Origin of the sequence: Actinoplanes derwentensis (assembly GCF_900104725.1) — a bacterium.
Classification (GTDB): Bacteria; Actinomycetota; Actinomycetes; order Mycobacteriales; family Micromonosporaceae; genus Actinoplanes; species Actinoplanes derwentensis.
Window position 1 is genome coordinate 9,348,849 of the sequence record NZ_LT629758.1, and the last position, 12,724, is coordinate 9,361,572.

The following is a 12,724-nucleotide window of genomic DNA, read 5'->3' on the forward strand; positions in this document are numbered from 1 at the left end:
GTTCCGGAGGGTGCCGGTGGGCGGCCGCGATCGGCGTCCGGTGGGCTGCTCCGGAGGGGTGCCGGGGCGGGCGGCTTCGGTGGAGACCGCCCGCCCGGACGTGTCAGGAGGTGTAGACCTCGAACTCGGAGAGCTGGCCCGCCGGCCAGCCCGAGTTGGCCGTGAACGTCAGCCGGACGTAGCGGGCGCTCGTGTTGACGGCATCAATGTTGACGGTGTTGGCGGTGGACGGGTTGAACGTGTAGACGGCACTCGACTTGACGGTGCTGAACGTCGAGCCGTCAACACTTCCCGAGACCGACAGCGTCTGGGTACGGGTGGCCCAGGCGGCCGCGGGTGGCAGTTTCAGCACGAGCCGTCCGACCGCCCGGCTCTGGCCGAGGTCGACGGTCACCGACTGCGGGAAGGCGTTGTTGGTGCTCTCCCAGTAGGTGCTCGCATTACCGTCGGTGACGTTTCCCGGCCCGTAGACGTCGGCCTGCCCGGTGGCGGTCGCCGTCTTGGCGGCCGCGAGGTTGCCGGCCGGCGGCGGCGGCGTCGACGTGCTGGGCGACGGCGACGGGCTGCTGGGTGGCGGGCTGCTGGGCGGCGTCGTCGGGGTGGTGCCGTACTGCGGAGCCGGCCACGGACCGCAGTACGGAGTGGCCGTCTGCCAGCCCTCGTTGCCACCACCGTCGGTGATCGCCAGCCCGGATCCCACACAGCTGTAGGTCGGCGGGTTCTGGGCGATCCCGCGCGCCTTGACGTTGGTGAACCGCGCGGTCGCCGGGGCCTGCGCCTGCAACGCGAACGTACCCGCTCCCACGATGTTCACGTTGGTCAGGTTCAGTCCGGTGGTCTGGTTGCCGATCCACTGGATCCCGGCGTACGAGCTGTCCAGAATGTCGGTTTCGGTGATGTTGATCGTCGCCCCGGTGATCGCACCCTGGTCCGCCCAGAACCACAGTGCGCCGATGCCGAAGTTCCAGTTGTAGTCGGCGTTCCCGGTGCGCAGCAGGGTGTTGCGGGCCATCGTCCAGGTGCCGGCGACCGCGGTCGGCCCGGTGACACCCGGGTAGCGGTTGCCGACGTGCAGGCCACCACCGTTGGTGACCGTCTCGGCCATCACGTTGTCACTGATCGTGATGTCCCGGCCGCCGTAGCTGACGATGTTGTTGGCCAGGATCGGCGCGACCACGGTGTTGAAGGTGAACGCGTTGCCGACGTTCGGGGTGTTCTCCGCCCACATGGCCAGCCCGTCGTCGCCGGTGTTGCGGACGAACGTGTTGGTGACGGTGGAGTTGGTGACCCCGATGTGGAAGTTCACGCCGTCGGCGGTCTGGTCCAGGATCCGGCTGTTGCGGATGGTGAACCGGTCCATCGGCCCGTCCATCCACGCGCCGACCTTGGTGTGCTGCATCCACACGTTGTCGATGGTGGAGTTCGACATCGCACCGCCGAACGCATTGACTTGATGCTCGTCAACACGTTCCTGGATGTCGCCGATGATCGCCAGGTCCTTGACGACCACGTTCTGGCTGGGACCGCCCTCGTTGGTGTACTTGCCGTAGATGCCGGCTGCCTGGTCGCGCTGGGTCGGGTGACGGCCGCCGAGGACCGAGTACCACGGCCCGGCCCCGGCGATGGTGACCCGGTCGGCGATCACGTGGCTGTACAGGGTGTAGTTGCCCGGCGGGATGTAGACCACACCACCGGTGTTCACCGCGGCCTGGAACTTCGCCGTCGAGTCGGTGGCGCCGGTCGGGTCGGCACCGTAGTCGGCTACCACGTCGATCGCCCCGGCCGGCTTGCCGATCGGGGCCGGCACGTTCTCGAAGTCGGCGAGGTCGATGGTGAAACTGGGCGACTGCGCGACCGAGCCGACCTGGATCCGGATCTTCGTACCGGCCGGGTAGGTCGTTCCGAACAACGCCCGGGTCTCGTCGTAGAAATGGTGCGGCCGTCCGTCCGCGGGGTTGTTGGTGAACGGGTAGTAGCCGTAGAACCAGGAGTACTTAGCGGTCACCGGCACCGTCTTGATCAATGTTGATCCGGTTCGCAGATCCAGCGATGCGTTCCGGCCGTCCGGGACGCTGTACCGGAAGGTGACCGCGTTGGCCGGCTTGGTCAGGGTGAACTCGACGTACTCACCCACGGCGTCGAGGGTGATCGCCTCCCGGCCGGACGCCTCCGAGGAGAGCGTGCCGTAGGTCCGGGCGGTTCCGGTGGAGGTGCCGTTGTGCGCGGCCTTCTCGGCCTCGAACTCGGTGAACGGCACGGTCGCGCCGCGTCCGGGAAAGTCGAAGGGGGACGGTCCGGCGGCCTGTGCCGGGGATGGTTGCCAGATCACCGCGGTGACGGCTGCCGTGAGGACGGCGGCGAGTGTGACGAGTGGGACGGTTCGGTTGGCCATGTTCCCTTCCTTGGTGTGGCCAGCCCCCGAAGTGGGCGCCCTCCGCGGTGGAACGGCGGACGCCCGTTTCGCACTAAAGACGCAGCCAGACCGCGGTGTCCCGGGGGAGGAGGGCACCGTCGAGCGGACTGCTGGCGAGCAGGATGGCCTGATGCTCCGGCAGGGGGACCGGAACTCCGGACAGATTGAGTACGCAGGCGAAATCGGTCCCGCGGGTGTACGCGAGCACCTCCGCGCCGAGGTCGAGCCAGGTGAGGTGCTGATCGGTGAACTCACGGAGGCGGATCGCGGTCCGGTACAACTCGAGCATCGAGCTGGGGTCGCCGGTTTGCGCCTGGACGGTCCGGTCCTTCCACTCGGCGGGCTGGGGGAGCCACGGTTCTGCTCTGGAGAAGGCATAGGGCGGCTCGTCGCCGGACCACGGCAGCGGGACTCGGCAGCCGTCCCGGGAGTGCCCTCGCCGGGCGTACATCGGATCCTGCAGTTGATCTGCCGGGATCGTCTCGTTCTCCCAGAGACCCAGTTCCTCGCCTTGGTAGACGTAGGCCGAACCGGGCAGCGACAGGGTCAGCAACGCGGCCGCGCGGGCCCGCCTGGTGCCCAGTTCCAGGTCGACCGGGGTGCCGTCCAGGTTGTTCTCGAAACTGAACGTGGTGTCGGCCCGGCCGTAGCGCGTGACGTGCCGGGTCACGTCGTGGTTGGACAGGACCCAGGTGGGCGGTGCGCCGATGTGGGCGTGCGACTCCAGAGTGCGATTGATGGACAAGCGCATCTTGTACGGGTCCCAAGCGCACCCGAGCAGGTCGAAATTGAACGCCGCGTGCAGTTCGTCCGGCCGCAGATAGTTGGTGAACCGTTCGACGTCGGGCATCCACACCTCGCCGATCAGCGCACGATCGGAGTACTCGTCGGCGATTCGCCGCCACGCCCGGTAGACGCCGTGCACCGCGTCGAGGTCATGGAACGGGTGCGGCTCACCGCCGGTGACCTCGGGCAGTTCCGGGTCCTTGAACAGCAGCGCCGCCGAGTCGATCCGGATCCCGTCCGCGCCCCGGTCGAACCAGAACCGCAGAATGCTCTCGAATTCCGCTTGTACGTCCGGGTGTTCCCAATTCAGGTCGGGTTGTTCCGGGGTGAACAGGTGCAGGTACCAGGTGTCGTCGTCAATACGCGTCCACGTCGTACCACCGAATTCTCCGGTCCAGTTTGTGGGCATATTTTGGCTCTTACGGAACCAAAAGTAGTCCCGTTCTTTGGCACTCTCGCTTTTCAGAGCCGCCTTGAACCAGGGGTGCTCGCTGGAGACGTGGTTCGGGACGATGTCGATGATGATCCGGATGCCGCATTCGTGAGCCTCGGTGATCAGCGCCTCCGCCTCGGCGAGAGTGCCGAAGACCGGATCGATGTCACGGAAGTCGGAGACGTCGTAACCCGCGTCGGCCATCGGCGACGGGTACCACGGACTCATCCAGATCGCGTCGACTCCGAGATCCCGCAGGTGGCCCAGTCGCGCCCGGATACCGGCCACGTCGCCGACCCCGTCGCCGTTCCCGTCGGCGAAACTGCGCGGGTACACCTGGTAGATCACTGCGTCACGCCACCACTGTTCAGTCATCCCGCTCATCCCTTGAGGCTGCCTGAGGTCAGGCCGGACATGATGTTGCGCTGGAAGATCAGGAAGATGATCACGGTCGGCAGCGCGGCGATGACCGACGCGGCGATCACCACGTTCTGCGGGGTGCCACCGGCGAAGGCGTAGATGCCGACGCTGACCGTGCGGGTCTCCGGATGCGGCATCACCAGCAGCGGCCAGAGGAAGTCCTTCCAGACCGCGGTCACCGCGAAGATCGACACCACGCCCAGGATGGGCCGCGACATCGGCAGGATGATCGACCAGAGGGTACGCAGCGGTGACGCCCCGTCCACGAACGCCGCCTGCATCAGCTCCTCCGGGATCGAGTCGAAGAACCGCTTGAGGAGGAAGATGTTGAACGCGTTGGCGACCATCGGCAGCCAGATCGCGAACGGCGAATCGAGCAGGCTGACGTCGATCACCGGCAGGCTGATCACCGTCTGGTACTGCGGCACGATCAGCACCATCGCCGGAATCATCAGCGTCGCCAGCATCGCGCCGAGCACCACGTTGCCGAAGGCCGGGCGGAGCTTGGAGAGCGCGTACGCCGCGGCGGTGTCGAAGATCAGCTGGAAGACCACCGCGCCGGCCGCATAGTAGAACGTGTTGAACAGCAGCTTCCCCAGATTCAGCTGCTCCCACGCCGCGGTGTAGTTGGACAGCTGAGGATCCCGCGGGAACAGCGTCGGTGGGGTCTGCGCCACCTCCTGGGCCGACTTGAGCGCGCCTGTGACCATCCAGTAGAGCGGGCCGATGAAGACCAGGGTGAACACCGAGACGACGACCGCCAGCAGGGTCCAGTAGAGGACGCGGCCGCGCTTGAGCTGAGTGGAGGAGACGAGAGTCCGGGTCATGATTCGTTCCTGGTGGTCAGCCGCAGGTAGAACGCGGAGAAGACGGCCAGCACCCCGAGCATGATCACACCGAGCGCGGCGGCGCCGTTCAGGTCGTTCTGGAAGAAGCCGTGCTGGTAGATCAGGTACGCGACCGAGGTGGCCGAGTCCTGGGTGCCCGCGCCGTTGGCCAGGATCAGCGGCTCGATGAAGAGCTGCATCGTCGCGACGATCTGCATCATCGCCAGCAGGGCCAGGATCAGCCGGGTCTGCGGGATGGTGATGTGCCAGATCCGCTTCCACAGTCCGGCCCCGTCCAGCTCGGCCGCCTCGTACAGATCGCCCGGGATGTTCTGCAACGACGCCAGATAGATCAGCACCGCGCCGCCCATGTTCATCCAGGTCGATGCCAGGACCATGGCCGGCATCGTCATGGTCGGCGACTGCATCCATTCCGACGTGGGCAGATGCAGACTGGTGAGCACCGCGTTGAAGAGACCGGCTTCGCTCGGGTCGTACGCGTAGTACTTGAACAGGTAGAGCGCCGACGCCGGCGGCAGCATCACCGGCAGGTAGACCAGCACCCGCAGATAGCCCTTGGCGTGCCGGAACTCGTTGAGCAGGAGCGCCACGAAGAACGGCACCACGAACCCGACGATCAGGGCCAGGCCGGTGAAGTAGAAGGTGTTCTTCCACGCCACCCAGAAACTCGGGTCCGCGACGATCCGGACGTAATTGTCCCAGCCGACCCAACTGGTCTCGCCGCGCCGCGTGCGCTGGAAGCTCATCACGAAACCGCGGATCATCGGGTACCACATGAAGAGGGCGAAGCAGGCGATCGCACCGATCAGGAACCCGTACCCGCTCAGGTTGCTCTTGATCCTGCTCTTTCGCCGGCCGTTTCCGGGGGCCGCCGCCCCGGCTTTCACCGGGGCGGCGGGTGCGATGGCGACCATGCTCAGCTACCGGCCGCCAGCAGCTGGTTTACCTTCTCCTCGGCGGTCTTCAACAGTGCGTCGACGTTCGCCTTCGGGTCGGTCAGGACACCGGACATCGTCGAGTCGAGCACCGCATAGATCGCCTGCGCGTCCCGCGGTTCGCCCTTGATCGGCACCGGGGTCGCCTCGAACAGCTTGAAGTTCTCGGTGTCGATGTTCGCGTTCGCCTTGCGCAGTTCCAGTTCCTGTTTTTGCGCGTCGCTGCCGTTGGCGAACAGCAGCGGCTGCGGCAGGCCGACCGGGTAGTTCTGCGGCTTCGCCCGGGCGTAGTCGAACTGGCCCTTACCCGGAGTCAGCTTCTGGTAGGCGATCCACTTGAGGCCGGCCTTGACCTGTTCGGGAGTGAGGTCCTTCTTGAAGAAGTAGCCCTCGCCGCCACCGAGCGTGCCCTTCGCGGCTCCGGCCTGACCGGGCAGCGGAGCCATCGCCCAGTCCTCGTACTTGCCCTGGAACTGGCTGACGATCGCCTGGGTGGTGTCCGGCGCGCCGACGAACATGCCGACCTTTCCGGCGGCGGCACTGGTCAGCAGGTCGCCCCACTGCAGGAGCTGGCGGGCGCCCATGCTGTTGTCGCCGAACCGCATGTCCTTCAGGTTTTGCAGGACCTGCTTGCCTTCCGGACTGTTGAAGGCGGCTTTCTTGCCGTCCTCGCTCAGCACCGTGCCGCCCTGCGAGTAGAGCAGCGACGTGAAGTGCCAGCCGCCGGTGTTGCCCGCGCTGTACTCCGAGTAACCGGCGACACCGTCACCCAGCGCGGCGATCTTCTTCGCCGCGTCCCGGACCTCGGTCCACGTCTTCGGCGGGTTGTTCGCGTCCAGCCCCGCCTTCGCGAACAGGGACTTGTTGTAGACCAGACCCATCGAGTAGTTCTTCACCGGAACCGCGTAGATCTTGCCGGCGTCGGTGAAGACCCCGGTCAGCGCCGGGTCGATGCTGTCCCAGGTGGGGACGTTCTCCTTGTTCGCGAACGGGGTGATGTCCAGCGCCTGGCCGGCGTCCAGCACCTGCTGCAGGTCGGTCATGTAGCCGTAGAAGACGTCGGTCGTGGTGCCGCCCGCGAGCCGCGCGGTGAAGTCCGGCGGGTTGTTGCACTGCTGGCCGACGCTGATGCTCTTGATGACGATGTCGGGGTTCTGCTTCTGGAACTCGGTGACATCCGCGTTCCAGTTGTCGAGCAACTCCTTCTGAGCGGCGACCGGCTGGCAGTCGACCGTGATGGTGACCTTGCCGCCGGCTGCCGAGCCGCTGTCGTCGTCACTCTTCGTGGAGCATGCCGTCAGGCTGAGCCCCAGACCGGTCACGAGCGCGAGCGCCGCGACCTTCCGGTACTGCGGTACGGACATCTGTCCATCCCTTCGGGAACGGGTTCTATCCATGGACGTCGCTGAGAGGCGTGATTTCTGCACTGCGGGCTTTTATGAGGACTGTTTCCCGTAGTGAGTGGAGTCACTGTAACTACGCGCTCATGTTGCCGCAAGGTTTCGATCGTGCTCTGCAAAAACGCGACTTACTTGCGGCAGGCGTTGGCTTGCGGCTTTTTTGCCTGCTTTTGTACGTGAAAAAGCCGCCGACCGCGGCATGCGGTCGACGGCCTCGTGGCCCTACGTCTTGTTCCTGTTCCCGTTCCCGTTTCCGAACCGGCCCGCGCGTGCGGGCCTTGCCCTGCTCCAGCCCTGCTCTTGCCTCCGGCCTGCCCTTGCCTCCGGCCTGCCCTGCCGTGTTCTTTCCTGCTTTTGTGCTATCCCCGGCGGACTGGCCCCGTCGAGCCGCGGACCACCAGCTCCGGCTCGAACAGCAGCTCGTCGGAGAACTCGCGGGCCTCGTCGATCTGGCTGACCAGCAGATCCACCGCGGCCTGGCCCATCGTCTCGATCGGCTGCCGCACCGTCGTCAACGGCGGATCGGTGCAGGTCATGAACGCGGAATCGTCGAACCCGACCACCGACACATCAGCCGGAACCGCTTTACCCAGCCGCCGGGCCGCCCGGATCGCGCCCAAGGCGAGCACGTCGCTGGCACAGATGATGCCGGTGACGCCCCGCTCGACGAGTTTCGTAGCCGCGACCCGTGCGCCCTCCATCGAGAAGCTGGACCGCTCGACCTCCGGCTCGGTGTCTGCCACCTGAATCATCGCGACCAGCTTGCGGCGCGACGGGATGTGCCCCTCCGGCCCGAGCACCATGCCGATCCGCTCATGCCCGAGCGACCGCAGATGCCCGTAGGCCTGCTCGACCGCCACCGCGTCATCGGTCGAAACTCGGGGAAAGCCGAGCTCGTCGACGCCCGCGTTGACCAGCACCACCGGCAGCCCACGCTCGGTGAGCCGGCGGTAGTGCTCGTGTGAGGCGTCGGCCAGCGCATACGACCCACCCGCGAAGATCACGCCACTGACCTGGTGATCCAACAGCATCTCGACATAATCGGACTCGGGCACACCACCGATCGTCCGGGCGCACAATGCCGGCGTGAACCCACGCTGCGCAAGCGACCCGGTCACTACTTCAGCGAGCGCCGGAAAGATCGGGTTCTGCAGCTCAGGAAGCACCAGCCCGACAAGCCGGGCCCGCTCCCCACGCAGTTTGGTGGGCCGCTCATACCCCAGCACATCGAGCGCGGTGAGCACCGAAGTCCGGGTGGCCTCAGAGACTCCGCTGCGCCCATTGAGCACCCGGCTGACAGTCGCCTCGCTGACGCCAGCCTTCTTCGCCACCTCGGCCAGTCGTTTCGTCACCCCGGAATCCTACGTCATTTTCTTGCAAAAACAGAACCACTCAAAGCCCAATCTTGCAGATCCTTGCTTCCATCCCATCCCACACGTCGCAAGTTCTCTCTCACCAGAACCATCCCTACCTCTCCCCACCCACAAATCAGTCATCCGCGGGCCCGCTCCCGCGCCGGACCCGCGCCCTGGCCGCGCCGAAGCCTTGCGTCCGATGCCGGATCTGCTGGGCCCAGGCCGAATCGAACTGACCCACCGCCCGGGCGACCTTCCGCCTGACGGCCTTCTGCCTGCCGTCCGTCCACCTGCAGACCTTCTGCCTGCCGCCCTCCCAGCTGACGGCCTTCTGCCGGATGGTCACGCGCACGGCGGACTCTCGGCCGATGACCTCCGTGCGGCTGGCGGCGGGTCGATGGCCGACCCGGGTGGTCCGTCGGCAGTGGTGGATTCGCCGGGTTCGACGGTGGAGCGGACGCGGGTGGTCCTGCTGGCTCTGGTCGAGCGGGCCGGTCCGGTACTCGGTGACCACTACGCGCGGCTGCGTGCGGCCCTCGCGCGGCTGGAATGAGCGGAATGCCCCCGATGGCGGGTTGTGGGTTCGCTGGATCGGGGAAAACGCTTCGCGGTCCGTGGGCGGGATGGGATGTTTTGAGCGATCAGTAGAGAAGGGGGCGCTTCCACCATGTCCGACTGGAATCAGAATGACGGGTGGGCCTCCAACAGCCAGCAGGACCGGCAGCGGGACTCGGTGCACCGGCTGGCCAACGTCAGCAACGACATGGCCGCGGCCACCGACGCGGCGGTGCGTGCGGCCGTGACAGCGGTGCAGGTGATCCAGCGGCTGGAGGCGAGCAGCACCGAGATCGGCAAGGTCGTGCAACTGATCGCGACGATCGCGAAGCAGACCAACCTCCTTGCGCTGAACGCGACCATCGAGGCGGCCCGGGCCGGTGAGGCGGGCCGGGGGTTCGCCGTGGTGGCCAGCGAGGTCAAGGATCTGGCGAACGAGACCGCGACGGCGACCAGCGAGATCGGCACCCAGGTCGGGGGGATCCGGGCGGACACCCAGAACGCGGTCTCGGCGATCGAGGAGATGCAGGGACTGATCGAGGAACTGGACCGCTGTCAGAAAGTGATCAGCGGGATCGTGGTGGAGCAGCAGGCGGCCTGAGGTCGTTTCGGGCATGCCGAGATGAGTACCGCGGTGAGCGCGCCGCAGCCATCCGCCCTGTGGACAGCCGAGGAATGTGGATAACTTCGAGGGCTGCCGGAGGGGTGGGGGAGACTTGGCGCCATGGCTCGCAGATCCCCCAGGACCAAGACCGTCCCCACGCAGTGTCCGTGCGGGGCGGGGTTGTACGACGACTGTTGTGGCGCCCTGCACGCCGGAAAGGCCGCGGCCGATCCGGAGGCCCTGATGCGTTCGCGTTTCAGCGCCTACGCACTGGACAACAGTTCTCATGTGCTGGCCACCTGGCATCCGGAGACGCGGCCCGCGACCATCGACAATGACTCCGGGCTGCGCTGGGCGCGCCTGGAGGTGGTGGATCGCAGCGGTGGGGGCGTCTTCGACGCGGAGGGGACCGTCGAGTTCCGCGCGCACTACGTCGACGGCGGCCGGCCCGATGTCCTGGCCGAGAGGAGCCGGTTCGTCCGGCACGACGGCCGATGGGTGTACTGGGGCTCCCTGTGATCTGCTGGAAGTGAGGAGGATTCGTCATGTCGGCACAGCGGCCGTTGGAAAACGGCATCGTCACCAACTTCAAGGTCAATCTCTCGTACGGTGAGTATCTCCGCCTGGACGACATCCTCGGAGCGCAACGACCGGTCAGCGTGCCGGAGCATCACGACGAGTTGCTGTTCATCGTGCAGCACCAGACGTCGGAGCTCTGGCTGAAACTGATCGTCCACGAGCTGTATGCGGTCCGTCAGTACCTGGCCAAGGACGAGTTACGGCCGGCGCTCAAAGGGCTGGCCCGGGTCAAGCACATCCAGCGCACCCTGACCGATCAGTGGTCCGTGCTGGCCACCCTGACCCCGACGGAGTACGCGGAGTTCCGCAGCTTCCTCGGCACCTCATCGGGTTTCCAGTCGTACCAGTACCGCGCGGTCGAGTTCATGCTCGGCAACAAGAACCGCGACATGCTGCGGCTCTTCGACGAACAGCCGGAGGCCCGGGCGCTTCTCGAGGAGACGCTGAACGCCCCGACCGTCTACGACGAGTTCCTGCGCTTCCTGGCCCGGCGTGGCCATCCGGTGCCGGAGGCGATCCTGAACCGCGACGTCACCGAGGCGTACGAATACCAGCCCGACCTGGTCGCGGTCTTCCAGGAGATCTACGAGAAGGCCGAGCAGAACTGGGACGTCTACGAGGCCTGTGAGGAACTCGTGGACCTGGAGGAGAACTTCCAGCTGTGGCGGTTCCGGCACCTCAAGACGGTGGAACGGACCATCGGATTCAAGCGGGGATCCGGCGGGTCGAGTGGGGTGTCCTTCTTGAAGGCGGCTCTCGATCTGACATTCTTCCCCGAGCTCTACGCCGTCCGTACCGAGATCGGAGTCCGGAGTTGACCGACGAACTGCTGGCACGCGCCGCCGCCCTCGACGCGGCCGACCCGCTCGCCGGGCAGCGGGAGCAGTTCATCACCCCGCCACCGGCCGAGTTGCTCTCCTACCTCGACGGCAACTCGCTGGGCCGGCCGCTGGAGGCGACCGCGCGGCTGGTCGACGAGTTCATCCGTGAGCAGTGGGGTGGCCGGCTGATCCGGGGCTGGGACGAGGGCTGGATGGACTGGCCGGTCCTCCTCGGTGACCGGCTCGGTGCGGCTGCTCTCGGCGCTGCCGCCGGGCAGACCGTGGTCGCGGACTCGACGACGGTGCTCATCTACAAGCTGGCCCGGGCCGCGGCGGACGCGCGTCCCGATCGCCGGACCGTCGTGCTGGACACCGACAACTTCCCCACCGATCGGTACGTTCTGGAGGGCATCGCCGCCGAGCGCGGCCTGCGCCTGGTGTGGATCGAGACCGACCCGTCGGCCGGCATCGACCCGGCCCAGGTCGCCGAGGTCGTCGACGCGGACACCGCACTGGTGCTGTTCAGTCACGTCGCCTACCGGTCCGGCTGGCTCGCCGACATCGCGGAGATCAACCGGGTCGCGCACGCGGCCGGTGCGCTGACCATGTGGGACCTGTGCCACTCGGCCGGTTCGGTGCCGATCCAGCTCGACGAGTGGGGTGTCGACCTCGCCGTCGGGTGTACCTACAAGTACCTGAACGGCGGCCCCGGAGCACCGGCGTTCGCCTACGTGCGGCGCGAGCTGCTGGGCGAGCTGCGGCAACCGATCCAAGGGTGGATGGGGCACCGGGCCGTGTTCGAGATGGGGCCGGGTTACCAACCGGCCGAGGGCGCCCGGGCGCTGCTCAGCGGGACGCCGCCAATCCTGGCGATGGTGCCGCTGCACGCCAACCTGGACATGCTCGCCGCCGTCGGCATCGAAGCGGTGCGGGCCAAGTCGTTGCTTCTCACCGGGTTCGTGCTGGATCTGGCCGACGAGTGGCTGGCGCCGTATGGCGTCGAGGTGACCAGCCCGAGGGACCCGTCCCGCCGCGGCGGGCACGTGACACTGCGTCGCGACGGGTTCAAGTCGTTCCTCACGCCGTTGTGGGACAACGGTGTGATCCCCGACTACCGGCGGCCCGACGGCCTGCGCATCGGCCCGGCACCGTTGAGTACCAGCTTCAGCGAGGTCTATCAGGGGCTCCGGGTGCTGCGGGAGCTGCTGGAGAAGGACCCTCGGTGAGTGCCGATCCATCGCCCGGCACGCCGGACGTCTGCGCGAGCGACACGACGGAACGCCCAGCCGGAGCTGAGCGTGCCGGAGCTGGTTGCTGCGGTGGTTCCGCTGCGGGGGCGGGCTGCGGGTTGTCGGCGCTGCGCCGCAGCTCCGGCCCGCGCCCGACGGTCACAGTCGCCGAGGAGACCACACTGCCGGACGCTTCCGGCACGGCCGTTCCGGAAGCGACTGCAGCGGCGAGCGCGGCAGTTAGCGCGGAGGCGAGTCCGGTAGTTAGTACGGCGGCGAGAGCAGCAGTTAGCGCGGCGGCGATCGGGCGGGTCGAGTGGCTGGTCGCGGATTCGGTCTGGTGGGG

General features: G+C 66.9%; 11 protein-coding genes. 5 read left to right on the forward strand and 6 right to left on the reverse strand.

Annotated features, from left to right (window positions below; translation table 11 throughout):
* Positions 1-103: 103 nt before the first annotated feature.
* The 6 genes from BLU81_RS41790 to BLU81_RS41815 form a co-directional block, all read right to left on the reverse strand.
* The gene (locus BLU81_RS41790) at positions 104-2,392 is read right to left on the reverse strand and encodes a discoidin domain-containing protein (RefSeq protein ID WP_092554520.1); all 2,289 of its coding nucleotides are present in this window, start codon (positions 2,390-2,392) and stop codon (positions 104-106) included.
* 73 nt (positions 2,393-2,465) lie between these two features.
* Positions 2,466-4,007: a glycoside hydrolase family 13 protein gene (locus BLU81_RS41795; RefSeq protein ID WP_092554522.1), complete on the reverse strand. Its 1,542-nt coding sequence runs from the start codon at positions 4,005-4,007 to the stop codon at positions 2,466-2,468.
* Positions 4,008-4,012: 5 nt separating this feature from the next.
* Positions 4,013-4,879, reverse strand: a complete 867-nt coding sequence (locus BLU81_RS41800) for a carbohydrate ABC transporter permease (protein WP_092554524.1) — start codon at positions 4,877-4,879, stop codon at positions 4,013-4,015.
* Positions 4,876-5,814, reverse strand: a complete 939-nt coding sequence (locus BLU81_RS41805) for a carbohydrate ABC transporter permease (protein WP_092554526.1) — start codon at positions 5,812-5,814, stop codon at positions 4,876-4,878. Before BLU81_RS41805 ends, BLU81_RS41800 begins: the two co-directional genes overlap by 4 nt.
* 2 nt (positions 5,815-5,816) lie before the next feature.
* Positions 5,817-7,199: an ABC transporter substrate-binding protein gene (locus BLU81_RS41810; RefSeq protein ID WP_092554528.1), complete on the reverse strand. Its 1,383-nt coding sequence runs from the start codon at positions 7,197-7,199 to the stop codon at positions 5,817-5,819.
* Positions 7,200-7,594: 395 nt separating this feature from the next.
* The gene (locus tag BLU81_RS41815; RefSeq protein ID WP_092554530.1) at positions 7,595-8,587 is read right to left on the reverse strand and encodes a LacI family DNA-binding transcriptional regulator; all 993 of its coding nucleotides are present in this window, start codon (positions 8,585-8,587) and stop codon (positions 7,595-7,597) included.
* Positions 8,588-8,987: 400 nt separating this feature from the next.
* Here BLU81_RS41815 and BLU81_RS48880 point away from each other — a divergent pair, with 400 nt between their 5' ends.
* From BLU81_RS48880 to kynU, 5 genes are all read left to right on the forward strand, one after another.
* The gene (locus BLU81_RS48880) at positions 8,988-9,143 is read left to right on the forward strand and encodes a hypothetical protein (RefSeq protein ID WP_157752003.1); all 156 of its coding nucleotides are present in this window, start codon (positions 8,988-8,990) and stop codon (positions 9,141-9,143) included.
* A gap of 114 nt (positions 9,144-9,257) precedes the next feature.
* Positions 9,258-9,746, forward strand: a complete 489-nt coding sequence (locus BLU81_RS41825; RefSeq protein WP_092554534.1) for a methyl-accepting chemotaxis protein — start codon at positions 9,258-9,260, stop codon at positions 9,744-9,746.
* A 183-nt stretch (positions 9,747-9,929) separates the two neighbouring features.
* Positions 9,930-10,268: a YchJ family protein gene (locus BLU81_RS41830; protein ID WP_407923907.1), complete on the forward strand. Its 339-nt coding sequence runs from the start codon at positions 9,930-9,932 to the stop codon at positions 10,266-10,268.
* Positions 10,269-10,294: 26 nt separating this feature from the next.
* Positions 10,295-11,146 (forward strand): tryptophan 2,3-dioxygenase, encoded by an 852-nt coding sequence (gene kynA, locus BLU81_RS41835; protein WP_092554538.1) that lies wholly within the window; start codon positions 10,295-10,297, stop codon positions 11,144-11,146.
* On the forward strand, positions 11,143-12,375 hold the full coding sequence (gene kynU, locus BLU81_RS41840; RefSeq protein ID WP_092554539.1) for a kynureninase: 1,233 nt from the start codon (positions 11,143-11,145) through the stop codon (positions 12,373-12,375). The genes kynA and kynU overlap by 4 nt, the downstream gene beginning before the upstream one ends.
* Positions 12,376-12,724 lie beyond the last annotated feature (349 nt).